The following is a 23,478-nucleotide window of genomic DNA, read 5'->3' as shown; positions in this document are numbered from 1 at the left end:
ATTATCATTTTACAGCAGGAGGCAAAGTCATGCAGAGTTACCTAAAGAAATACATAGGAATCATTCGTAGTTTCAACCGATATTACACAAATGTTCTCGGATTGCTTAACCAGCATTTTCTGGACAGCCCGTATTCCCTTTCTGAAGTGCGGATTCTTCATGAGATCGAAAAAACAGAGCAATGTACCGCCAGCATGCTGGCAGACACTCTTTCCATGGATGTGGGATACTTAAGCCGGATATTAAAAAAGTTTCAAAAATCAGGATTGATTGAGAAAAAACAGTCTGCAGAAGATAAACGCTCTCAATACCTTACCGTAACGCCGCTGGGGAAGGAAAACCAGGACCAGTTTAACGACCGTTCCGATCACCAGATTGAAAAGCTGGTGGAGGCTCTTCCTGAGGAGGAGATTAAGATGCTGGCACGGAACATGACTTCCATTGAGACCATATTGACCAAAGGGAAAAATATCAGGAGAAGCGAAGTTAACATACGTGACGATGTTAGACCTGGAGATGCAGGTTATCTCACTTATTTACATGGCTGGATTTACAAAAAAGAATATGATTATTCCGTGGCATTTGAGGGATATGTGGCAGAATCCTTTTATCAGTTCCTGGTTCAGTATAATCCGGAGAAAGACAGACTCTGGTGTGCGGAGCATGAGGGAGAAATCGTGGGCTGTATCGGTATCGTTGGCCACGGAACTCAGGCGCAGCTTCGATGGTTTCTTCTCCATCCCAGCTATCGGGGAATCGGACTTGGGAAAGATCTTTTTGAGCTGGCCATGTCATTTTCCAGGGAGAAGGGTTTTAAAAAGGTATACTTAGAGACTACCAATGATTTAACAAGGGCAATTGGAATGTATACGAAGGCGGGTTTTAGAAAGACGGCAGAGAAAGAAAACCGGGCATGGCGGGACGATTTGCTGGGACTGGAATTTGAATTGGAGATATAATACATAAGAGCTGCAGAAAACTAATGTCAGGTTTTCAGCAGCTCTTATCGCAAGTTTTTAACTACTTTCTATACGGAGTATGTTCTAACGGAAGACTCTGGCGGAACACTCCATCCAGCCGATAATATGCATGGGCACAGGCAGGAGCAGTGGGAATCATACATAATTCACCGCAGCCTTTTGCTCCCAGAGAGTAAGGCAATTTATCCTTTTCCTCCGGTTCGCACAGGATTACAGATAATTCTGGTGCCTCTGAAGCTTTCATAAAACCGATGGTTCCGAATCTGCTTTTTGGATATCCATCCACACATTCAAATTTTTCTGTTACACCATAGCCAATGCCCATTATCATACCGCCTTCGATCTGCCCCTCAACCGATTGGATGTTCACTGGCGTACCCACATCAAATGCAGATACAGCTTTGGTGATTTTTCCTTCTTCGTTTAAAACAATTACCTGTGTGCCATAAGAATAGGATACATGGCTGATGGGATTTTCTTTGACAGCTCCCAGCGGGTCGGTGAGTGCAGAATATTCTCCAAAGAATTCTTTTCCTTCCAGTTCTGCAACCGTCTTTCCTTTGTCCAGCTCATATTTTAGCTTCTCCCCTGCCCGGCGTGCAGCTTCCCCTGTCATGACTGTCTGCCTGGAAGCAGTGGAAGTTCCAGCATCCGGTGTACGGACTGTATCAGCAGTTTCAAACACAAATAATCCTGGATCCAAGTTAGTCACATGGCAGATTTCCGTAAGTGCCATCTGTCCGATCCCTTGCCCCATGCAGGCAGCAGATGTGCGAATGTGGATTTTACCATTCTCAACTGACAATAAAACGCGGCCGATATCCTTTTTGCCCATGCCGGTTCCGGAGTTCTTAAAGCCGCATGCAATTCCTGCATAAGGATTGGAATAGAATATATCTTTCACTGCATCCAGACAGGCTGTCATGTTGGTATTGGAATCTGCAGTCTGTCCGTTTGGCAAAACATCTCCTGGCTTTATGGCGTTGCGGCGTCTGAATTCCCATGGATCGATTCCCGCCATTTCAGCAAGTAAATTAATATTCATTTCTGTCGCAAAACAACTTTGTGTAACGCCGAAGCCCCGGAAAGCTCCTGAAACCACGTTGTTGGTATAGACCGACATACCAAAGATATCTATGTTCTGGTAATTGTAGGGTCCTGCCGCATGGGTACAGGCACGATGAAGGACTGGACCGCCCAGAGAGGCATAAGCACCGGTATCGGCGACAATAACTCCCTTCATACCTGTGAGAATCCCGTTTTCGTCGCAGGCAGTTGTAAATTCCATTTCCATAGGGTGACGCTTGACATGATAGTTTAAGGATTCCTGGCGGGTATACTTCACTTTTACCGGCTTCTTTGTAAGCCACGCCACAAGAGAGGCGTACTGCTGAACCGACATGTCCTCTTTGCCACCGAATCCTCCTCCGACCAAAGGTGAGCGGCAGTGCAGTTTTTCTCTTGGGATCTGCAGCATCTTGGCGCATTCTCTCTGGACATCATATACGGACTGACTGCTTGTATAGAGCAGCAGACCATCCTCCCCTTCTGGCATGGCAACGCAGCATTCCGGTTCCATAAATCCATGTTCCTGCCAGGAAGTCTTATACTTTCGTGTCACTACAAATTTAGACTGACTGATTGCTTCGTCTGCATTACCTCTCACAAGATTGGCCCGGCTCATTACATTCCCATCCTCATGAATGAGTGGAGCATCCCCCTTTAATGCATCAAAAGGGGTGGTAATAGGTGATAATTCTGTATAATCAATCTCCACCAGAGAACAGATTTCTTCCAGCGTATCTTTTCTTCTGGAGGCCACAACGGCCAGAACATTTCCTACATATCGTGTAATATCTCTAGGTCCCATCATCACGTCCCAGTCCTGTTTAATATGACCGATTTTATTGCAGGGAACATCGGATTTTAAAAGAATTTTTTCGCAATCAGGATGAATCAGTGCCTTACTGATATCAATACGTTCAATTCTGGCACGAGGGTATTTGGAGTAAACCGGCTTTGCATACAGCATTCCATCAATTATGATATCATCAGTAAAAATACCGGTTCCGTTTACCTTTTCTTCTGCGTCGATTCGTTTTGCCGTCTCATTCATATGCAAGGAGGATGGTGCGGGTGGAATCCCTTTGTTCTCCCTGAAAAAATCAGCCGCCATTAAGATAGCATCTTCAATTTTCTTATAGCCGGTGCACCGGCACAGATTCCCTTTGATAGCTTGCTTCACATCAGAGCGGGACGGATTTAAATTAACATCCAGCAGGCTTTTGGCGGATATTACCATGCCGGGAATACAAAATCCACATTGAACGGCTCCGGCAGCTGCAAAGCAATGCTCGTAAACCTTCATTTCATCTGGAGCAATCCCCTCCACTGTCAAGATCTCTTTTCCCTGCAATTTGCTTAAGGATATTACGCATGCTTTTGTTTTTACGCCATCAACCAAGACCATACAGGTACCGCAGGCGCCTTCGCTGCAGCCATCTTTTGTAGCAGTCAGATGAAGATCATCCCTTAAAAAACCAAGCAGTTTTTTGTCATGATCGGAATAGTAATTTCTTCCGTTGATACACAGGGCATAGGGTTGTCCGTTAAGTTCCTTCTCCATAGCTTAAAGTTTACCTCCTGATATTTCATAATTTTGTATGCATATCCCATAATCCTGTCTGGTATCCAGATCGATGGTGACCCCCTCATCATCAACCGGTACCGTGTAAATCAGTTCTTCACGCTGCCTCCATAGCTGGCGGAGTCCACCGTTTCCGTGAAAAGAAAGAATATCTCCAATCAGCCTTCCATCGATTAGAGGAGGATGCTTCCGGTATCCATTTAATGTGGGAATTATCACACTGGGAATATCGGGGCAGCGAGCCTTTATTAATTTCTCAAATGTGGAAGGGCATATCATCGGCATGTCACCGGGAAGCAGGAAAAAGGCATCACAGGGTGGAAGAGCATAGCAGCCTGTTTTAATGGATGTCATCATGTCAGTTTCCTTAAAATGCTGGTTTTTAACCAGTAGAACTCGATTACCATAGCGTTTCTTTAAGAAATCTTCCAATACTTCGCTCTTAAATCCGGTTACGACTACGGCTGACTGTGCACCGCCTGAGAGTACACTGTCTATGGTGTTTTCGATCAGTGCTTTTCCCCGAAACGGCATCAGCGGCTTAAAATTCCCCATGCGGGAAGATAAACCTGCGGCCAGGATCAGACTGCTTAGAATTTGCTGATTGTATAACAAAAAACCACTCCTTTCATAAGAAAGCAGTTTTCTGATCGAATCAACAGATTACTGCTGCTTTTATTGTAAAAGGGGTGGCATTTGTCTGCAAGTTCTTTTGAGAAGGAACTTGGGTAAGCTGTTATAATAAGTCCGAGGTTAAAAACAAATCGTGGAAGCGGCTTTGTGTGAAGTGAAACACCTCTTCTTCAAACTGCTGATAGGTGGACAAAAATTCATAGCCCTCTTTTGTCAGAAGCGTGTTGCCGCCCTGTCTGCCTCCCTGCCTTCGCAGAACCACGGAATACCCCAGTTCTGTTTCCAGACGGTTTAACATGTCCCAGGCTTTTCCATAGGACAGTGACATGGCATTGCATGCTTTTCGAACATTATGCATATCGGAAATCAGATAAAGAAGAAGCTTAAGACGTGCGTTAAAAAAGGCAGTTTCCCGTTCAATGTTCATATGCAGCATGGGGTGAACGATGGCATTGTTATGCTCAGCAAGCTGTTCCTGCAGCTGCTCTACATTGCGTACACTGGTTAAAATTCCGGTATCCTCTACAGGCAGCCATATAGTGTCCTCCTTCAGTACGCGGATTGCTCCGCGCAGGCCGTCAGAGTCGTTGTAGTTTAAGATATCAGGAATAATCTGTTCCGATAATATCACAGGATGTCCACCCTTACCGTGAAAAGAGGGGATTACGATATTTCCATTGGTGTTTTTCAGGCGAATCAGAGTATCTGGCGTAAACATGGGGACATTTACAGGAGTAAAGGCGATCCGGTCACACTTTCCCTGGAGATAGCGTAATCCATGTTTTATGCAGTCTAACATCTCAAGCTGATCCGTCTGTTCATAGGAAAGAAAAATGACTCCATAATTGCTCAGCTGATATTTTACTTCATCTTCGTCAGCTCCGGTAATGACAACAATAGGAAAAATGCCGGCTTGCTGGAAAGAAATAACAATTCGTCTGATAATCGTGATTGAGCCGACTTTCAGCATGGGAAGCGCCGCCTTTTTGCTGGCTGCTGCAATCAAACCGCCAAATTTACTTATTTTCATACAGGGACCCTCATTTCTCCAAAATATTGATTATATGATAAAATCATACGTTAGATTAAGGTAAAGTGCAAGTTCCTTCCGGGAATTATCCGTATAAACCTGAAATTCCATTAATACAATGTAATAAATGCAAGAAAGAAGAGGTACTACTGAATGAATTATGATGGAATCATGATTGGCATAGGGACATTTCTTATTATCGGACTTCTGCATCCGGTTGTAATTAAGGCAGAGTATTATTTTACTGTTAAAATATGGCCCTTGTTTCTGATAGTAGGACTTTTGTGCTTTGCAATCTCTCTCTTATCACCTTCCTCAACGGAACGATCACTGTCCGCAGTCCTTGGCTGTTCTCTTTTGTGGAGTATAAAAGAGATTTTTGAGCAGAAAAAGAGAGTGGAGAAGGGCTGGTTTCCTGAAAATCCGAAAAGAAAAATATTGAAAGCCTCAGAACTGGGTGGGAAAGAAAAATAACAAGATAATTAAAATAAGATGGTTATAAGAAAAATATTAATGACGATATTAATCTGTAACCATTCTAATTATGTAAGTTATGGGAGACACTGAAAGGTGTCTCTTTTCTTTCCCTATATACCAAAGTATGCAAAGCCTGTGAAGTAAATTGGTTTTGCGGGCAAACCATCCGAAATGCTATACTGAGCACATAAAGGAGGAAATCATGGAAAACCGACTTCCAAAAATATTTGAACTTGTCTGTCAGAACAAACGGGAATTAACAGTCCGGGAGTTTGCCACTCAGTTAGGAGTGAGTACCAGAACCGTTTACAGTGATGTAAAAAAGCTGAATGAGCTTCTGGAGACAGGCGGATATCCCATTATACAGGCAGATAAAGGGAAGCTGCATTATGCAGAACCATTAACAATTGAATTTGAAAGTCTTCTTGCTTCCACCTCGGATTTTGTTTTAACCAATCAACGGATCCGGCGTCTGCGGATTGTAGAGACCATACTTCTGGCGGGAGACCAGTTTACGGTAGAGGATCTTTTGAAGGTTCTGGATATCTCCAGAAACACGCTGATTGCAGATTTAAAGGAAATAAAAGAAATGCTGGCCATTCACTCAATCGCGATGGAATCCACACCTTTTAAAGGTTATCGTGTGATTGCGAAAGAGTTAAATATCCGAAATCTACTGATCCTGTCAGTCAGTGAAGACCCTTTGTTTTTTGAAAACCGGCCTTTCAGCGATCTGGAAATCATAAAGAAGTGTGAAGCCTTTTTAGACGATGTGTCAGAGAAATTGAGCGTGGAACTCAGTGATGTTTCATTTCACCGGATGCTGGCTGCATTCTGGGTCACCTATGCAAGAATTTCCATGGGAAAGGTCTTTCCGGAAGGTCCCAAAGATCCGCTGACAAGAGAGGAAATCACCTTTTTACAGAAAAGAAAAGAGCTTGCATACATTTTTGGAATGGAAGTGTCCTTAGATGACTGCTTTTATCTGGCTAATAAGCTGACGGAAGCGTCTGTGGTAAAGTATGAAGAACTGCTTTCCGAACAATGGCTTCCCTTTCATCTGGTAACCAACCAGTTTATTGAAGCGGTCACCAGGGAATACCCCTTTGAAGCATTTGTTACAGATACAAAGCTGTACGAGGGACTTCTTAATCATCTCCGGCCAGCCTATAAAAGGGCTTTATCCGAAGAGTGGGCGGAAAACCCGCTGCTTAATTATGTAAGGGAGAACTTCTCTCAGCTTAACGATGCTGTCTCAAAAGGGGTTATGCTGGTAGAGGATAAGCTGAAAGTTCATTTTAATGAGCATGAAATATCTTACTTCACACTGTTGTTTGCTTCTGTAATCGAGAGAAATGAAAAACAGGTACGCAGAACGCCCAATGTAATTATTGTCTGCAATGCCGGAATCAGCACCTCCGAGATTTTAAAAAGCAGACTGGAAGCCATGTTTCATGTAAACATACTGGGGACATTCAGCCTTCGCAATGCGGCTTTGTGGCTGATGGAACACGTACCCGATTTTATTGTTTCAACGGTACCTTTTAAATGGAAAGATATACAGGTATTAAAAGTCAGTCCGTTCCTATCGGATTATGATATCAGAGAAATACAAAACCAGTTATCCTTTTTAACTGCCAGAATTCATCTGGGAGATGTTATGGGCATTATCCGCAAATACGCAGATATTAAAGAAGAACAGCTTCCAGCTCTGAAAAAAGAATTAAGTCTATATTTGGGGTTCTCTGAAAAAACGGAACCCAGGAAAGGAATTTATCAACCTATGCTAAAAGAAATACTGACAACCGATTTAATACAGGCAAAGTTTTCTGCAGGCAGCAGAGAGGAAGCTGTCAGGGAGAGCGGCAGACTGCTTGTTGAGAAAGGTCTGGCTGATGAAGCTTATATTGACGCAATGATTAAAAATGTGGAGGTCAACGGAACCTACATTGTAATTGCTCCCGGAATCGCCATGCCTCATGCAAGACCGGAAGAAGGAGCACTTGGGATCGGACTTAGCATTGTTACGCTGAAAGAGCCTGTAGTTTTTGGACATCCGAAAAATGATCCTGTAAATATCGTCGTTGGTCTGTGCGCTATCGATCACCAGTCTCATTTAAAAGCTTTGACAGAACTTGCGGACATTCTTATGGATGAGAAGAAAGTAGAAGAAATTATTAACGCTAAATCGCAACAGGAAATTATGAAAATTATAAAGGGGGAATCCTAAATGTTAAAAATAGTTACGGTATGTGGTGCAGGAGTGGGGAGCTCCATGATGCTTCGTCTGTTTACCCAGCAGATTTTGGATGCGGAAAAGATTGAAGCGGTGGTAGACGCGTCTGATATTGGTTCTGTGAGCCCGGATTTTTATGATATCTTAATAACCACTTCAGATTTTGCTGATGTGTTAAGAGATTCAAAGGCTCATATTATCCGCATTGATAATATGATGGATAAGCAGTATTTGAAAGAACAGCTTATGGAAGCAATTAATACAAAGAGATAACAGGTGTAGAAGCCCTGGGAGGGAGAACTATGGAAGTAATGATGTATCTGATTCGCAATGTGTTCAGCCAGGCGGTGTTCATCATTGGAATCGTAGTAATTATAGGAATGGCTGCGCAGAAAAAGACCTGGGATCAGATTCTGCCAAGCGTAATCAAAACCATGATTGGTTTCACCATGATTAATGTAGGCGGACAGACGCTTGGCGTGTCACTGCTGCCTTTGCAGACCATGATCACGAAAATATTTAATCTGCCGGAAATTCCCGTTGATATCGGCGCGGCACAAAGCGAAAGTCTCTCCGGAATTGGAACGGAGATGGCGCTGATCTTTGCACTGGGATTTGTTGTCAATCTTCTCCTTGCAAGATTCACCCGCTTTAAATACGTACATTTATCTGCTCACGTATCCTTTTTCTACGCAGGACTCATCGCAGCACTGCTGAAATTCGGAACCAACTTAAGTATGATACCGTTAGTAGCAGTGGGTGCTGTTTTACTTGGCTCTTATATGACATTTTCCTGCGCTTACGTCGCTTTGTTTATGAAAGAGGTAAAAGGCGGAGAAGGGTTTACCCTGGCTCACTCCAGCTCTGTGGGAATTCTTATTTCTTCCCTGCTGGCAAAAGCCTTTGGCAACAAAGAGCATGATCTGGAGAATATCAATGTACCAAAAAAACTGAACTTTTTAAGAGAAATGACCATATCACTGACCATTGTCATGACCATCCTTTTCCTCGCCATCAGCCTTCTTTCCGGTCCATCCTGGGCACTGGAAAACGTTACCGGCGGACAGGATATCCTGGTTTTCAGCTTCTTAAAAGGTTTATCCTTTGGTATGTGGATTACAGTTATTATTACCGGTGTCAGAATGATGCTTTCCGAAATTATTGCGGCATTCCACGGAATTGCTAATAAAATTATTCCTAATTCGGTTCCTGGACTGGATATTCCGCTGTTGTTCCCCAATTACCCCAATTCAGTCATACTTGGTTTCATTACCAGCCTGATTGCAGGACTTTTGGGAATGATGGTTCTTGGTTTCCTGAATTATCCGGTAGTAGTATTCCCGGCTCTGATTCCAACGTTCTTCACCGGTGCAGTAACCGCAATTTTCGGCAATGCCCACGGCGGCCGCAGAGGCGCCATAATCGGATCCTTTGTAAATGGTCTGATTCTGATCTTCGGACAAGCCCTTTTACTGCCAATGATCGGAACCTATGCACCGATTATGAGAATCTTAAGTGAGACAGACTACTCCTTCTATGGACCGATTTTAGGATGGATCCTGAGAATGTTTGGAGGAATGTAATGAAACATCTGGCTTTTTATATCCCACTGCATTATCCGGACAGAGAACGTTTTTTTGAAATTCTTCAGCTGCTTGATGAAGAAGGGGCGGGGTATGTGGAAGTTGGGATTCCTGTTTTAAATCCTTATATGGATGGGGAGATTATCCGTGAGACAAACAAAGTGATACTGAACCAGGGGTTAACCGGGGAAGACATTGCAGTTTCGTTAAAGGAGATTCGCAGCCGTTTTCAATTTAAAGTAGTTATTATGACATATCAGGAAGGTGTGGAACGCTTTTCTCTTACCCACATTCCACATGAGCTATATGATGGTTTTATCTGTGTCAATGGCGATTATCCGGCGGATATCCTTCATGATCCAATCAAAGTACTCAATCAGTCTAAAAGTAATGATGAACTGAAACAGGCATTAGAACACAATCATCTGTTTGCCTATGTGGTATCGGGAGAAGGAAAAACAGGCTCTTTTGATCAACTGCCCGATCAGTATATCGACGTTGTAAAAAGAGTGAAATCATTCACTTCTATTCCCGCATTTGTAGGTTTTGGCATCAAATCTGCTTCTGATGTTGAAACGGTGATGAAAAATGGCGCAGACGGCGCCATAATTGGAACCGAATTTATCCGCCGTTATCAGCAGGGAGGATTTGATACACTAAAAAGCTACATAGACGAATTAAAAAGAGCATATTAAAACAGGGGAGTTTTAATAGAATCTGCAGAAGTCTGACTTATCTTACAGTCAGGCTTCTGCTTTTGTGTTTTCTTTTTTTCCAGTGTGGATAAACTCTTTTACACCATAACAGTCTCTGTATTGTTTTAAAGTCATGCCAGTCACTTCCTTAAACTGCTTTCCTAAGTGGCTCTGTGATGAAAAGCCCAGATAGGCCGATATTTCAATATAATGATATTTGGAATATATTAAAAGATTTTCAGCCAGCTTTATTTTTTCATTTCGAATGTAGTCTGTAATAGAAATACCCTCTTCCTTTTTAAACAGATCGGAAAGGTAGTTGGGGTTCATCTGAAGCTCCAGAGCCATAGCTCCAATACCTATTTTCTCGTGAAGATGGGAAAAGATATAATCCTTGCACTCCTCAATGCGGGGATTTTTTTCTTTTTTCCGGGTTCCTTTCTGTTTTTCCTTTCCTTCCTGTACCAGCCTGGCATACTCATATTCCGCACTGTTTTTCATATGAATCAGAGTGGCCATGTCGTTGGATTCTTCTATTTTCATGATAAATATGTCACTGAGGGAAAACGAGATTTCCGGGTTTAAGCCTCCACGGATGGCAGCCCGGCTTGCCAGTGTAATAACTACAATACAGACATTTTTAAAGCTGCGCAGCCGGTCTTTTGCCAGGATGCCCAGCTGCCCGGTGTAGTCCTCCGCCCAGCTTTGCTCCAGTTGTCGGATATCTCCGTTTTCAATGCTGGAAAATTCCCTGACCTCCTGATCATATGGGTTATGTTTTTTTCCATTTTCATGATTCTCAAAGATCAATTCTGAAAAATTCTTCTGTATCTGCTCTTTTGTCAGCGAAGCCACACAGTTTTTCTTTATGATGTCACCTGCTGTTAGCATTTCCTCATGAAAGAGATTATAAATGAGAAGGATATCCCGAAGTAAATCATCGAAATCACAGATACTCAGACTCTGGATCCAATTGGAGTCAATATCAAGAGCCTGGATGCTTCGGTTAATATTCACCTGTGTATGAAAGCCCACTGGCCCAATCACGTAAATCATGTCCTGAGCGGGAACTGCTGCATATATGATATTGCCATTGACAGAAGTAAGTGTGGGAAAAGGTTCTGCTTCCCTCTCAAGTACGGCTTCCCTGACTTTCAGGGAAGAAAAAGGGAGATCAGAAAAGTCCTTGCGGGCACATACAGTCTCTCCTGGTTTTTTATCCATCGTATAGGATTTTACAAAGGTATGAAGATGATAGGAAATGTGTTTCATGAAATAATTTGTAATCATACAAACTCCTTTATCTAAGAAACGTGATAAAAAACTGTAAATAATGATATAAGATCAGTATAACTTAATTTAAAATGAAAGCAACTAAAAAATGATACAACAAGGAGATTTATATGAAAGTGAATGGTGTAAATCTGGGAAACTGGCTGGTACTGGAGAAATGGATGAGTCCCGGATTATTTGAAGGGACGGATGCAGCGGATGAATACTGGCTTCCCCGCAGTCTGACAAAAGAAGTTTATGAAGCAAGGATTCAGATCCATCGCAGTGAATATATTACGGAGCGGGATTTTGTGACCATCAAATCCTGGGGCATGGATACCATACGTATTCCGGTTCCATATTTTATTTTTGGTGACAGAGAGCCTTTTCCAGGCTGTATCAATGAGCTTGATAAGGCATTTAACTGGGCTGAAAAGTATGGTCTTAAAATACTGATTGATTTACATACGGCACCGGATGGTCAGAACGGATTCGATAACGGAGGAATCAGCGGCGTATGCAAATGGGCTCAAAATCCCAAGGAAGTGGAGTTTGTACTGACTGTACTGGAACGCCTGGCAAAACGATATGGAACAAGGAACGGACTGTGGGGAATTGAGATTCTCAATGAGCCGGCTACGGAAGCAATCTGGGAGTTTATGAATGTGCAAAAGAGATATCCTCCCAAAGATGAGGCTATGGGAGCGGGAAGCTGCGGTATTCCCATTTCATTTATTAAACAATTTTACCGGGAGGCCTACAAAAGAATCCGAGCATTTATGCCGGAGGAAAAGCATGTGGTTTTTCACGATGCATTTGACTTGTCCGGCTGGAAGGAATTCTTTGAAAATGAAAATTTCCAAAACATCGTTCTGGATACTCATCAGTATCTGATGATGGCAGAAATGATGGGGTGCGGTCAGAATTTAAACGAATATCTGGATTATATTCAAACTCATTTTGCAAAAGAGATAGAGAAAATACAGGCATACGTTCCGGTAATATGCGGCGAATGGTGTCTCTTTAATTCTCTGGCTTGCGGCTGGGATACAAAAGGGGGTCAGACTGTCTTAAACGGTGTAGAGGGATCTGACAAAGAGTTGAAATCTGCAGAAGAGAAAAAAGAAATCTATCAGGCAGTGGCAAAGGCCCAGCTGGAAGCATGGAATAAGGGTTCTGGTCATTTTTACTGGAGTTATAAGCTTTTAACGGATACGGTCAACACCAGTGGCTGGAGCGGCTGGGACAGCTGGGATTTGGGAAGATGTGTGGATTTTGGCTGGTTTCCTGTAAAAAGTAAAATATAATTCAGAAAAGAGGAGAAGATATGAAACAGACAAAAGCAAACGGGACACTTTCTTTTGTGGAGCGTTTTGGATATGGTATGGGAGATTACGCCGGAAATCTGGTTTATTCTGCAATCAGCGCATTCTTGCTGGTTTATTATACCAATGTGGTAGGGGCGAGTGCAGCATCAGCTGCAGGGATTATTGCAATATCTAAATTTTTTGACGGGGTTTCGGATCTTGCGATGGGATACATTGTAGATCATACAAAAAGCAAATGGGGAAAGGCTCGTCCCTGGCTTGCCAGATTATGTGTGCCTCTGGCCGTGTGCACAGTTTTAATGTTTACCGTGCCTCAGAGCATGGAGGGGAAGGCGCAGCTGGTATACATGTTCCTGACTTATAATCTTGTTTCCACCATATTTTATACTGGAATCAACATTCCATATGCAACCATGCACGGCCTGATGACGACCAACCAGTATGAGAGAGGACTTCTGGGCAATTTCAGAAATCTTCTGGCAACGGCTGGTACAATGACCATTAATACGGTGGTCTTAAAAATGACCGGTTACTTTGGCAGTGGGGATAAATACAGCCAGAAGGGCTGGACAATTACCATGATCATACTGATGATTATATTTATTGTAATCAATCTTTTCACATTTGCAGTGTGCAAAGAGCGGGTAATAGATGAAGAATCAGAGAAAAATCAGGAAGTGAAAATATCGTTTGCTAAGGGCATAAAAGGATTATTAGTGAATAAATACTGGATTTTACTTGTGATTGCCATTTTCGCCCTGTATTTTATGATGTCCTGTTTCTTTGGATCTGCGGTTTATTTTGCACAATACCGTCTGGGAGATGCCAACTATTTTACACCTGTTTCCAACTTCCTGTCCATGTCCCAGATTATAACCTTATTCATTACACCGTTTCTAATGAAAAAATTTACAAAGAAGCAGCTGATGCTTACTGGTCTTACGGTTGCAACCCTGGGATTTGCTTTAACAGGAATGTCTTATAATATAACCTTTATCAGTGCCATGTCAGTAATCAAGGGAATCGGATTCGGATTATCGGGAGCGTGTATGTTCGGGCTTTTGCAGGCTGCCATTACATATGGGGAATGGTATAACGGATACGGTACGGCTGGAATGGGAAATGCGGCATCTTCCTTCTGCATGAAAGTTGGCTCCGGTATTGGAACAGCAGCACTTGGCTGGGTACTGGCAGCAGGCGGATTCCATGCAGACAAGGCAGTGCAGAGCGGGGCATCCTTAGCAGCAATTGACTGGGCGTTTATCTGGATTCCGGCTCTTACCATGGGAATCGGGGTTGTCTGTCTCTTATTATTTGATCTTGATAAAAAATATGATAAAATAGTTTCAGATTTATCAGCGGGAAAACACAGATTGGAGAACTGATGAAAGATAATACTGGATATCAAAGAAAAACTCTTTTGTTTGGAACTGCATATTACCCGGAATATATGCCTTATGACAGGGTGGAGACAGACTTATCCATGATGTGTGAGGCAGGGATGAACGTGGTTCGGATTGCGGAATCCACATGGAGTACTCTGGAACCTTCCGATGGAATTTATGATTTCAGCTATATTGACCGGGTACTTAAAGCTGCCGAAAAGAAGGGGATGGAGGTAATTATCGGTACGCCCACATATGCCATCCCAAGCTGGCTGGAAAAAAAAGATGAGAACATAATGGTAAAGACGAAAGCGGGACAGGCTGTTTATGGGCGAAGACAGGCTATGGATATTATGAATCCTGCCTACCGCTTTTATGGAGAACGGGTGATTCGCAGACTGCTTGAACATACCGCAGGTCATCCATGCGTTACAGGCTTTCAGATTGACAATGAAACGAAGCATTATGGTACCTCATCAGAATTGGTGCAAGCGCTGTTTGTGGAACATCTGCAGCAGAAATTTGTTACAACTGACCGGTTGAATGAAACCTTCGGTCTTGCCTATTGGAGTAATTCCATCCATGACTGGAATGATTTTCCCGATATGAATGGCTGTATCAATGCTGGTTTATCCTGTGAATTTGAACGTTTTAAGAGAAGTCTGGCAGCCGGATTTCTCTTATGGCAGTCGGAAATAGTAAAAGAATATAAAAGAGAAGATCAGTTTATTACCCACAATTTTGATTTCCAGTGGAAGAAATTCGGAGCGGATATTGCTCAGGATGGATATTCCTATGGTGTCCAGCCAGACATTAATCATTATGAAGCAGCAGCTGCGGTAACAATTGCCGGTACTGATATCTATCATCACACCCAGGATCAGCTTACCGGAGCGGAGATCGCTTTTGGCGGGGACGCCATACGCTCTTTAAAAGAAAGAAATTATCTGGTACTGGAATGTCAGGCTCAGGCGTTTAAGTACTGGACGCCTTATCCCGGACAGTTAAAGCTTCATGCTTACAGCCATCTGGCAAGCGGAGCAGACGGAATTATGTATTGGAACTGGCATTCCATTCACAATGGATATGAAACCTACTGGAAAGGGCTTTTAAGCCATGATCTGTCAGTCAATCCCCCATACGAAGAGGCATGTGAGATCGGAAACCAGTGGAAAAAGAAGGGAAATAGTCTTTTGAATCTGAGAAAAGACAATAAGATTGCGCTGGTAGTTGACAATCAGTCCCTGCAAGCACTGGAGTGGTTCCCTATAGACCGGGATTTAAGCTATAATGATGTGGTGAGATGGATGTATGACAGTCTCTATGAGCTGAATCTGGAATGTGATGTAGTGGATGTGAACGGTCTGGATCCTTTTAAATACCAGATGATTGTGACACCTGCTCTGTACTGCATCACAGAAGATAAATGTAAGCAGTTAAAAGAATTCGTTTCCAACGGAGGAGTATTAGTCAGCACCTTTAAATCCTTTGTATCCAATGAATATTTAAGCGTTTATCCGGATACACAGCCTCATCTGCTTCATGAATGCTTTAAAATTTACTACAACCAGTTTACGGAACCGGGTACTGCGAAAATCAAAGGACGTCCGGTTCAGTACTTTGCAGAACTGCTTCATACAGCCGGAGCCAGGGTGCTGGCGTCCTATGAACATAAATACTGGGGAAAGTATGCGGGAATCACCCAGGCAGATTACGAAAAGGGCAGCACCTATTACATCGGCTGTTATACAGATAAGGATATTGTAAAAGAAATATTAAAGATGGCTGTAAAAGATGCAGGTCTTTCTGATTCCATACCGGATATATGCTTTCCCGTGATCATTCGCAGCGGAGTGAATCGGGATCATAAAAAATTACACTATGTACTTCACTATTCAGAAGAAGAAACCACCGTTTTCTGCCCATATGACCGGGTGAAAAACATATTAGACGGAAAGAGTTATAAGAAAGGAGACAGGATACCCCTAAAAGACTGGGATACTGTCATTTTGGAGGAAGAAGGATGAGCAGACAGGATAAAATGATAAAAAACCCCATTCTACCGGGTTTTAATCCTGACCCCTGCATTTGCAGAAAAGGGGATGATTATTATCTGGCAGTATCAACCTTTGAATGGTTTCCCGGAATCCCCATATACCATTCAAAAGATTTAAAAAACTGGGAATTGTACACCCATGTTCTGACAGACGATGAAACAGTTGATTTAAAAAAGCTTCCATCTGCAAAAGGTATCTGGGCTCCATGTCTTACTTACTGTGAAGAGGAAGATCTGTTTTATGTGATCTACGGAGTCATGAATTCCATGAACGCAAGATATTTTGATGTAAACAATTATCTGATTACTGCAAAAGATATTAAGGGATCCTGGAGTGAACCAGTATATCTTCATTCTTCCGGATTCGATGCCTCTATCCTTCATGATAACGGCAAAAAGTATATTGTATCTCTGGAATGGGAGACCAGGGAAGGCTATGAAAAGCCTGGTGCAATCTGTATGGTGGAATACGATCCCGAAAAAAAAGAAATTATCGGTTATCCCAAACGTATCTGGAACGGCGGAACGGATCGGGGCTGCATTGAAGCTCCCCATTTATACAAACAGGGAGACTATTATTACATCATGTGTGCAGAAGGGGGTACTGGCTATAATCATTGTGTAACCGTGGGAAGATCAAAAAAAATCTGGGGACCATATGCAGCGGACCCGATGAATCCCATCGTAACCTCTGTTCCGGGTGAGTCCAATGAGCGCCACGATCCGGATCATTTAAAACCAAGATATTATAATCCTGATTCCATTCTTCAGAAATCCGGCCATGGCAGTGTGGTGGATACCCAGAATGGGGAAACCTATCTGGTGCATTTATGTGCCCGGCCTTTTGTACCAGAACTGCGCTGCACTCTTGGAAGAGAAACAGCCATTCAGAAGATGATATGGACAGATGATCATTGGCTGCGTATGGCAAATGGGGGTAATTTAGCGGAAATTCTGGTTGAAGCAAGTAACCTGCCTGAAGTGCCGGTAAAGCAAATTCCTGATTTTGATGATTTCAATGAAGAAGAACTGGGACTGCAGTATTATGCACCCAGAATCATGCCCCAGCGTTTTGCTGATTTAAAAGCCCGTCCGGGCTATGTGCGGATTCGTGGTCAGGAATCACGGACATCCTTAAATCAGGTGAGCATTCTGGCGAGGAAGCTGACCTCTGTCTATGCAGCAGTGACTACAAAGATGGAATTTGTTCCGGAAGTTCATCAGCACAGTGCCGGACTGATCTTATATTACGACAACATGAATTATATTAATTTAAGAAAATATTACAGTGAAACTCTGGGACAAAGTGCACTTTCCATTATCCATCTGGAGAACGGAGAGAAGACCGAATTTTTAAATACCAGAATACCGGTAAGTGATGATCCCATTTATCTGAGGCTTATAATTGAAGGCCGGCAGTCTTATTTCTCCTGGTGTTATGACGGAGTGAATTATCAGAAGATCGGACGGGTCTTTGACACCACCAGATTTTCTGATGAATACTGTAAGTATGGGGAATTTACCGGTACTATGGTTGGCATTACCTGTGCAGACAGAGTAAAGCACAGCCACTATGCAGATTTTGACTTTTTTGAATATTGTGCAGACGAGGATAAAACACCTCGCTAAGCCAGGGAACAAAATCAGCCAATTACCTGATATCAGATACTGATCAGGTAATTGGCTCTTTCTCATATATTTCAATTAAAAAAATTGCTTATTAAGTATCCAATTGCAGCTCCATAGAGAATCGTTAAATGCAGATTAGAAGTGATTGGACACGCTCCGCTGGGGCAGCCCACCTTTTTATTGTATAGAATCCCGGCAACCCCTCCGACCGCTATGCCAATTATATTATACCATGCCATGTTTCTACCTCCATTTCTTTTTATGTATGATAACAGTTAATTGGCTTGTACTTCAGTAATAAAATCACAGAAGAAAGAATGTGTTAAAAAAAGTATTGACAATAAGTGAATGATCATTTATTATAGACCTATAGAGGTGATGAAATGAGAAGAAAAGACGACGAAAAGGTGAGGAATATCAAGGAAGCAGTAATAAAGCTGATCCTGCAGGAGGGCTTTCACGGCACTTCTGTCTCTAAAATAGCCAGATTGGCAGGGGTTTCGCCGGCAACGGTTTACATCTATTATGAGAATAAGGATGTGATGCTGCATGACATTTACCTGGAATATTCAGAAGAGATTTACGACTACTTATTAGACAGCATGAAGCAGGAGTTAGAAGGGCGCAGACAGATTGAGTTACTGATCCGAAGCTATTATAACTACATTCTGGAGAATAAGGAAATTTTCAGTTTTGTGGAACAGTTTTCCAACTGTCCATCTTTGGCCAACAGCTGTTCTGGAAAACAGGGCATCTGCAAAATTTATCATATGATGGCAGAGATGAAGCAGAACCATATCTTAAGAGATTACAGGGAAGATAATTTACTGGCAATTATTTTCCAGCCGGTGAAAGCCATTGCGGTTGATAACCGGAAAGATGAAGCTCAGAAAGAAGATTTGCTCACAGAGCTGATTATCATGATACAAGACGCAATTATGATGTAACATTTATAAGCGGGATTCTTTTATTGAGACAGTAAGAGATATCTCGCCATTAAAAATCTGATTGTTAAATGAACATTCACTTAAAATACGCACAGAAAGGATAAAACTATGAAAAATTATAATGATAATAATCTCGGCATAATTGTTCCGGTTTTAAATAAAGTTTTATTGCCTGGTGTCGCGACAATAATACATTTGGAACATTTAAATGAAAGACAGATCATGAGTCTGGAAGAGGAGGAAATCGTAAAGATTGCATTGCCGCTGAAACAGAACGCAGGCTCGGAAGATAAGACGGAAGATGATTTTCACCGGATTGGTGTTACCTTTTCCATAAACTCAGTGGAACAGACAGAAAAGGGAATCCGCCTGTCAGTGGAACTGGGCAGCAGAATCATGGTGAACCAGATCAGTGAAGATAAAGGTGTTTTATACGCTGCATTTGTGGAAGAGCCGGATCTGGCAGATTTAGATGAGGCAAGCCTTAAGGAAATGCTGGGATATATTAAAAAAGTCAGCAATGAGATCAGTGGTAAATTCACAGGTGGAGAACAGTACCAGCGAATCGTAAACAGTTTTCATGATATCAATGCACTTATGATGTATTTATCCCAGTTTATACAGATCTCTTCCGAGGAACGCTACCAGCTGTTAGAAATTCAGTCCTTAAAGGAAAGAAGCCTCCGTTTCATGGATCATATGCTGAAGCAGAAGGAAATGATTGAACTGCAGATGCAGGTGACGGAGAAGTTTTCTGAAAGAGCGAATAAAAATTATCGGGAAGCAGTGTTAAGAGAACAGTTAAAAGCCATTCAGGAAGAATTAAACGAAGGAAAAGAAGGGGACGGAAAGAAAGAGAATGACTACCGTTCAAAGATAGAAGAAGCTGGCATGCCCCAGGATATAAAGGAATCTGCTCTGGAAGAATATGAAAAGATGGAAGAGCAGGGACAAAACCAGCCCGACTATAAGGTAATGCGCAATTATCTGGATTTACTGGTAAAGCTGCCATGGAAAAAACAGCCCGCAAAATCCGTTGATTTAGACGGAGCTAGAAAAATTCTTAACGAAAGACATTACGGTCTTGATAAAGTAAAGGAAAGAATCATACAGCATCTGGCGGTTATGGAACTGAACAAAGAAAAGAAAGGTTCCATCCTCTTACTGGTGGGGCCTCCGGGAACAGGAAAGACCAGTCTTGGAAGAAGCATTGCCGAAGCTCTTGACAGACCTTATACACGGTTAAGTCTCGGTGGCGTCAGGGATGAATCTGAAATCAGAGGACACCGGAGAACTTATGTAGGAGCTATGCCTGGAAGAATCATTCAGAGCATGAAAAAGGCTGGCGCTACAAACCCGGTTATGGTACTGGATGAAGTGGATAAGCTGATGTCAGGAGGATACAGCGGAGATCCTGCCAGCGCACTCCTTGAAGTACTTGACCCGGAGCAGAACAATACCTTTACGGACCATTATCTGGATGTTCCTTATGATTTGTCCGATGTATTTTTCATCGCTACTGCAAACTCATTAGAGACCATTCCCGGTCCTCTGCTTGACAGAATGGAGGTTATAAACATCACAAGTTATACGGCAGATGAAAAGTTTCATATAGGAAAAGATCATCTGATTCCGGAAGTATTAAAAGAACACGGATTAACTGTAAACGAGCTTGTGATTGCAGATGAAGTGCTGAAAGCGGTTATCAATGATTATACCATGGAAGCCGGGGTCAGAGGCCTGAAAAAGCAATTGTCATCTCTTGCCAGAACTGCCGCAGAAAAAATAGTATCAAAAAAGACCGAGATACCAGTTGTAGTGAAACCTGCAGATTTGGAAGACCTGCTTGGAAGAAAAGTCTCCCGCCATGAGAAAGCCCAGCTTGACAATCCGCCTGGTGTGGTAACCGGACTGGCCTGGACACCGGTAGGAGGAGAGATCTTATTTATTGAAGCGGCTGATATGCCGGGCAGCGGCAACATCATATTAACCGGAAAGCTGGGAGATGTGATGAAGGAATCCGCCAGAATTTCCTTAAGTCTTTTAAAATCCAGACTGCCCCTTAATACCTTTAATTTTAAGGAGAGAGATCTTCATATTCATGTACCATCAGGTGCTGTACCAAAAGATGGCCCTTCCGCCGGAATTGCACTCTTTACCGCACTGGCATCCTTAGTCACAGGCGCTAAGATTGATTCCAGACTTGCAATGACTGGTGAGATTACGTTAAGAGGAGCCGTATTACCAATTGGCGGACTGAAAGAAAAACTTCTGGGGGCACAGAGGGCAGGAATTAAGAAAGTTCTGATTCCTCAGGATAATGTGATTGATTTAAAGGATGTGCCGGAAGAAACAAAAGAAGGGCTTACCATCATTGCGGTGGAGACCATAGAAGATGTTATAAGAGAAACCATAGGAATAGCGTTGCCACGGATGGAGCAGGTACTTATGCCAAAAGAAGGGGCAGGGCGGTTGTTTGAAACCATCGAGCCTATGAAAAACAATATGAGAAGAGAGGTAATTTAAATGAATCTTACAGTGACAAAGGAAACATTAATTGGAGAAATTTTAGACGCAGACCGTACCACAGCACCATACTTTTTTGAAATGGGAATGCATTGTCTTGGCTGTCCATCCTCAACGATGGAAAGCCTGGAAGAGGCCTGTATGGTACACGGAGTTCCAGTTGAAGAACTGGTAGAAAAATTAAACGGACATATATCCCGGTAAATGATATTTTAGAAAATCCCCCATTCTGCATCACTAAGTAATAGGCAGAATGGGGGACTTTTCATTATAATCAGATCTCACTGTCACCAAGCATTGCTTCCGCCATGCTCTCATATCCGTAGATTCCCGATACATAACGCAGTCCGTCAGATATCTCAGATTTGGAAAAATCGTTCTTATCTAAGAAGTCCCCGTCTTTGTCATTTAAGGTGTAATAGAACATCAAAGCCAGTTTTAAATATTCCATATCCTCAGAATCCAGCTCTTCCAAAAGAGTATTCTCGGCATCATTAATGGATCCTTCTTCAATCAGATTTTTCAGCTCTTCAAATTTCTCTTCCATTTCCCGGCTTTTAAAAGCCCTGTCGTCATTTTTCCCCAACTCTATGTTAAAAATCAGTTTTAACAGTGTACTAACCATTCCATTATTGATCCGTGTAGCGTAATCATCTGTCAGCATAATATTCTCCTATTCTGATTCTGAATTCCTATTTTTAATAAATTTCAGGCAAGAATTACTGTATCATAACGGAATCAAAAAGTAAAGAATTTAAGAATATACCCATGATTGTTACAGATGGAAAAATGTGTTAAGCTGTTATTGGCATGGAGCAGAGAAGGTCAGGAGGTAAGGTATGATTGAAACAGATCTGGCAAGGAAATTTATTGAACAGGTAACCCAGTATACCCAGTATAATATCAATATCATGAATGATCAGGGGATTATTATTGCAAGCCGGGATGAGAGCCGGGTGGGGACGTTTCATGAGGTCGCTTATTATATTGTGACAGGGAAAGAAGACATGGTGGTCACATCGGGAGAGGAAGATTATCCCGGTGTAAGACCCGGAATTAACATGGTAATCAACATCGATGGAAGGCGGGAGGGTGTGGTTGGGATAACCGGAGAGCCAGCTGAAATAAAGCCGATAGCTTTGATTACCAAAATGGCAATTGAGGCGATGTTAAAATATGAAAAACAGCAGGAGGAAATCCGGCGGAGAAGAGATAAAAAAGAACACTTTACCAATCTGCTGATTCATGTGGAACATCCCGATCCGGGAGAACTGCGAAGTATGGCCCATCAGCTTAATTACTCTGAAAACATAGTCCGGATTCCCATCTTATGCAAAACAGAAGAGGTAAAAGCTGAATTAATACTGGACATGTTAAAACATGGTCCCCGTCATGGGAGAGAGGATATCAGTGCAGTTTTAAATGATACGCATCTACTGATATTTAAAACCATGAAAACAGATAACACCAAGCTGTTTGCTGATTATAAATATCTGATTGGGGATTATCTCAGTACCGTATTAAAGTGGCTGCGTCAGCAGGAGAAGCAATGCAGATTTTATATTGGTTCCTTTCAGGAAAACTTCACTCAGTATTACTACGCTTACAGACACTGCGTATGGCTGGAGGAAAAAGCAGTGAATACGACGGCTGCATTTTTTTATGATTTTACGGGTAATTATATACGTTCCGTTGTTCCCTTTAATGAACTTCAGTGGATGTTTCAGACTTATGAAAAGGAAATGAATGAAGATTTGAAACAATCATTTATTGAGATTGCAGGTGCGCTGATAAAAACCAATTATAATCTGGTGACAGCTTCAAAAGAGCTCTTTGTTCATAAAAATACGCTTTTATACCGCTATGGCAAGATCAAAGATTACTTTAATATAAACCCCATTGAAGCAGCAAAAGACCGTTTTTTTATGGAGAATTTTTATTCTTTTTTAACAAAAGAACATTAGTTTTGTATTGATAATACAAAAATTGACGTGATATTGAGATTCACAGCAGTGGTTTTGGATTTATGATGATGATACTATTGGCATAAGAAG

The 23,478-nt window shown here is 42.2% G+C and carries 20 protein-coding genes; 14 read left to right on the top strand and 6 right to left on the bottom strand.

Features of this window, described 5'->3' with window-relative positions:
* The first annotated feature begins 29 nt into the window (after positions 1 to 29).
* The gene (locus ABS301_RS13405; protein ID WP_349672684.1) at positions 30 to 959 is read left to right on the top strand and encodes a bifunctional helix-turn-helix transcriptional regulator/GNAT family N-acetyltransferase; all 930 of its coding nucleotides are present in this window, start codon (positions 30 to 32) and stop codon (positions 957 to 959) included.
* Positions 960 to 1,020: 61 nt separating this feature from the next.
* Here ABS301_RS13405 and xdh read toward each other — a convergent pair whose 3' ends face one another.
* The 3 genes from xdh to ABS301_RS13390 all read right to left on the bottom strand — a co-directional run bounded on the left by xdh (position 1,021) and on the right by ABS301_RS13390 (position 5,290).
* A complete protein-coding gene (gene xdh, locus ABS301_RS13400; RefSeq protein ID WP_349672683.1) occupies positions 1,021 to 3,606 on the bottom strand; it encodes a selenium-dependent xanthine dehydrogenase in 2,586 nt (861 codons plus the stop codon).
* Positions 3,607 to 3,609: 3 nt separating this feature from the next.
* Positions 3,610 to 4,242: a nucleotidyltransferase family protein gene (locus ABS301_RS13395; RefSeq protein ID WP_349672682.1), complete on the bottom strand. Its 633-nt coding sequence runs from the start codon at positions 4,240 to 4,242 to the stop codon at positions 3,610 to 3,612.
* 121 nt (positions 4,243 to 4,363) lie between these two features.
* The gene (locus ABS301_RS13390; protein WP_349672681.1) at positions 4,364 to 5,290 is read right to left on the bottom strand and encodes an NTP transferase domain-containing protein; all 927 of its coding nucleotides are present in this window, start codon (positions 5,288 to 5,290) and stop codon (positions 4,364 to 4,366) included.
* Positions 5,291 to 5,443: 153 nt separating this feature from the next.
* Here ABS301_RS13390 and ABS301_RS13385 point away from each other — a divergent pair, with 153 nt between their 5' ends.
* From ABS301_RS13385 to ABS301_RS13365, 5 genes are all read left to right on the top strand, one after another.
* The gene (locus ABS301_RS13385) at positions 5,444 to 5,764 is read left to right on the top strand and encodes a DUF4491 family protein (RefSeq protein ID WP_349672680.1); all 321 of its coding nucleotides are present in this window, start codon (positions 5,444 to 5,446) and stop codon (positions 5,762 to 5,764) included.
* 205 nt (positions 5,765 to 5,969) lie between these two features.
* Positions 5,970 to 7,997: a BglG family transcription antiterminator gene (locus tag ABS301_RS13380; protein WP_349672679.1), complete on the top strand. Its 2,028-nt coding sequence runs from the start codon at positions 5,970 to 5,972 to the stop codon at positions 7,995 to 7,997.
* Positions 7,998 to 8,276: a PTS sugar transporter subunit IIB gene (locus tag ABS301_RS13375; RefSeq protein ID WP_349669310.1), complete on the top strand. Its 279-nt coding sequence runs from the start codon at positions 7,998 to 8,000 to the stop codon at positions 8,274 to 8,276.
* 29 nt (positions 8,277 to 8,305) lie between these two features.
* On the top strand, positions 8,306 to 9,586 hold the full coding sequence (gene ulaA, locus ABS301_RS13370) for a PTS ascorbate transporter subunit IIC (RefSeq protein ID WP_349672678.1): 1,281 nt from the start codon (positions 8,306 to 8,308) through the stop codon (positions 9,584 to 9,586).
* The gene (locus ABS301_RS13365) at positions 9,586 to 10,281 is read left to right on the top strand and encodes a tryptophan synthase subunit alpha (RefSeq protein ID WP_349672677.1); all 696 of its coding nucleotides are present in this window, start codon (positions 9,586 to 9,588) and stop codon (positions 10,279 to 10,281) included. The genes ulaA and ABS301_RS13365 overlap by 1 nt, the downstream gene beginning before the upstream one ends.
* 48 nt (positions 10,282 to 10,329) lie before the next feature.
* Here ABS301_RS13365 and ABS301_RS13360 read toward each other — a convergent pair whose 3' ends face one another.
* Positions 10,330 to 11,571 (bottom strand): helix-turn-helix domain-containing protein, encoded by a 1,242-nt coding sequence (locus tag ABS301_RS13360; protein WP_349672676.1) that lies wholly within the window; start codon positions 11,569 to 11,571, stop codon positions 10,330 to 10,332.
* A gap of 113 nt (positions 11,572 to 11,684) precedes the next feature.
* On the opposite strand from ABS301_RS13360, the gene ABS301_RS13355 reads away from it, so the two are divergent.
* Genes ABS301_RS13355 through ABS301_RS13340 form a run of 4 tightly spaced genes read left to right on the top strand, consistent with a single transcriptional unit; the run spans position 11,685 to position 17,951 of the window.
* Positions 11,685 to 12,860 (top strand): glycoside hydrolase family 5 protein, encoded by a 1,176-nt coding sequence (locus ABS301_RS13355; RefSeq protein ID WP_349672675.1) that lies wholly within the window; start codon positions 11,685 to 11,687, stop codon positions 12,858 to 12,860.
* 20 nt (positions 12,861 to 12,880) lie between these two features.
* Positions 12,881 to 14,266, top strand: a complete 1,386-nt coding sequence (locus ABS301_RS13350) for an MFS transporter (RefSeq protein ID WP_349672674.1) — start codon at positions 12,881 to 12,883, stop codon at positions 14,264 to 14,266.
* Positions 14,266 to 16,293 (top strand): beta-galactosidase, encoded by a 2,028-nt coding sequence (locus tag ABS301_RS13345; protein ID WP_349672673.1) that lies wholly within the window; start codon positions 14,266 to 14,268, stop codon positions 16,291 to 16,293. Before ABS301_RS13350 ends, ABS301_RS13345 begins: the two co-directional genes overlap by 1 nt.
* Positions 16,290 to 17,951 carry a glycoside hydrolase family 43 protein gene (locus ABS301_RS13340; protein ID WP_349672672.1) on the top strand — a complete coding sequence of 554 codons (1,662 nt, stop codon included), beginning with the start codon at positions 16,290 to 16,292 and terminating at the stop codon, positions 17,949 to 17,951. The genes ABS301_RS13345 and ABS301_RS13340 overlap by 4 nt, the downstream gene beginning before the upstream one ends.
* Positions 17,952 to 18,022: 71 nt before the next feature.
* On the opposite strand, the gene ABS301_RS13335 is transcribed toward ABS301_RS13340, so the two are convergent.
* Entirely contained in the window at positions 18,023 to 18,190 is a 168-nt protein-coding gene (locus tag ABS301_RS13335; protein WP_349672671.1) for a DUF6132 family protein, read from the bottom strand.
* A 144-nt stretch (positions 18,191 to 18,334) separates the two neighbouring features.
* On the opposite strand from ABS301_RS13335, the gene ABS301_RS13330 reads away from it, so the two are divergent.
* The 3 genes from ABS301_RS13330 to ABS301_RS13320 all read left to right on the top strand — a co-directional run bounded on the left by ABS301_RS13330 (position 18,335) and on the right by ABS301_RS13320 (position 21,628).
* Complete coding sequence (locus ABS301_RS13330) at positions 18,335 to 18,898, top strand: TetR/AcrR family transcriptional regulator (RefSeq protein ID WP_277407145.1); 564 nt, start codon at positions 18,335 to 18,337, stop codon at positions 18,896 to 18,898.
* A 108-nt stretch (positions 18,899 to 19,006) separates the two neighbouring features.
* Positions 19,007 to 21,424 carry an endopeptidase La gene (gene lon, locus ABS301_RS13325; protein WP_349672670.1) on the top strand — a complete coding sequence of 806 codons (2,418 nt, stop codon included), beginning with the start codon at positions 19,007 to 19,009 and terminating at the stop codon, positions 21,422 to 21,424.
* Complete coding sequence (locus ABS301_RS13320) at positions 21,425 to 21,628, top strand: DUF1858 domain-containing protein (protein ID WP_349672669.1); 204 nt, start codon at positions 21,425 to 21,427, stop codon at positions 21,626 to 21,628.
* A gap of 70 nt (positions 21,629 to 21,698) precedes the next feature.
* Here ABS301_RS13320 and ABS301_RS13315 read toward each other — a convergent pair whose 3' ends face one another.
* Positions 21,699 to 22,088, bottom strand: coding sequence for a DUF6483 family protein (locus tag ABS301_RS13315; protein ID WP_349672668.1), 390 nt, complete (start codon positions 22,086 to 22,088; stop codon positions 21,699 to 21,701).
* Between the two features lie 175 nt (positions 22,089 to 22,263).
* Between ABS301_RS13315 and ABS301_RS13310 the strand changes: the two genes are divergently transcribed.
* Complete coding sequence (locus ABS301_RS13310) at positions 22,264 to 23,388, top strand: CdaR family transcriptional regulator (protein WP_349672667.1); 1,125 nt, start codon at positions 22,264 to 22,266, stop codon at positions 23,386 to 23,388.
* Positions 23,389 to 23,478 lie beyond the last annotated feature (90 nt).

Source organism: Lacrimispora sp., assembly GCF_031982545.1.
GTDB lineage: Bacteria > Bacillota > Clostridia > Lachnospirales > Lachnospiraceae > Lacrimispora.
Note: the sequence above shows the minus strand (reverse complement) of the source record. Positions and strands in the feature narration are given on the sequence as shown.

Bases quoted from the DNA above. Each gene is read 5' to 3' on its own strand.
- ABS301_RS13405 (WP_349672684.1), top strand. From the start codon at position 30: ATGCAGAGTTACCTAAAGAAATACATAGGAATCATTCGTAGTTTCAAC.
- xdh (WP_349672683.1), bottom strand. From the start codon at position 3,606: ATGGAGAAGGAACTTAACGGACAACCCTATGCCCTGTGTATCAACGGA.
- ABS301_RS13390 (WP_349672681.1), bottom strand. From the start codon at position 5,290: ATGAAAATAAGTAAATTTGGCGGTTTGATTGCAGCAGCCAGCAAAAAG.
- ABS301_RS13385 (WP_349672680.1), top strand. From the start codon at position 5,444: ATGAATTATGATGGAATCATGATTGGCATAGGGACATTTCTTATTATC.
- ABS301_RS13380 (WP_349672679.1), top strand. From the start codon at position 5,970: ATGGAAAACCGACTTCCAAAAATATTTGAACTTGTCTGTCAGAACAAA.
- ABS301_RS13375 (WP_349669310.1), top strand. From the start codon at position 7,998: ATGTTAAAAATAGTTACGGTATGTGGTGCAGGAGTGGGGAGCTCCATG.
- ulaA (WP_349672678.1), top strand. From the start codon at position 8,306: ATGGAAGTAATGATGTATCTGATTCGCAATGTGTTCAGCCAGGCGGTG.
- ABS301_RS13365 (WP_349672677.1), top strand. From the start codon at position 9,586: ATGAAACATCTGGCTTTTTATATCCCACTGCATTATCCGGACAGAGAA.
- ABS301_RS13360 (WP_349672676.1), bottom strand. From the start codon at position 11,571: ATGATTACAAATTATTTCATGAAACACATTTCCTATCATCTTCATACC.
- ABS301_RS13355 (WP_349672675.1), top strand. From the start codon at position 11,685: ATGAAAGTGAATGGTGTAAATCTGGGAAACTGGCTGGTACTGGAGAAA.
- ABS301_RS13350 (WP_349672674.1), top strand. From the start codon at position 12,881: ATGAAACAGACAAAAGCAAACGGGACACTTTCTTTTGTGGAGCGTTTT.
- ABS301_RS13345 (WP_349672673.1), top strand. From the start codon at position 14,266: ATGAAAGATAATACTGGATATCAAAGAAAAACTCTTTTGTTTGGAACT.
- ABS301_RS13340 (WP_349672672.1), top strand. From the start codon at position 16,290: ATGAGCAGACAGGATAAAATGATAAAAAACCCCATTCTACCGGGTTTT.
- ABS301_RS13335 (WP_349672671.1), bottom strand. From the start codon at position 18,190: ATGGCATGGTATAATATAATTGGCATAGCGGTCGGAGGGGTTGCCGGG.
- ABS301_RS13330 (WP_277407145.1), top strand. From the start codon at position 18,335: ATGAGAAGAAAAGACGACGAAAAGGTGAGGAATATCAAGGAAGCAGTA.
- lon (WP_349672670.1), top strand. From the start codon at position 19,007: ATGAAAAATTATAATGATAATAATCTCGGCATAATTGTTCCGGTTTTA.
- ABS301_RS13320 (WP_349672669.1), top strand. From the start codon at position 21,425: ATGAATCTTACAGTGACAAAGGAAACATTAATTGGAGAAATTTTAGAC.
- ABS301_RS13315 (WP_349672668.1), bottom strand. From the start codon at position 22,088: ATGCTGACAGATGATTACGCTACACGGATCAATAATGGAATGGTTAGT.
- ABS301_RS13310 (WP_349672667.1), top strand. From the start codon at position 22,264: ATGATTGAAACAGATCTGGCAAGGAAATTTATTGAACAGGTAACCCAG.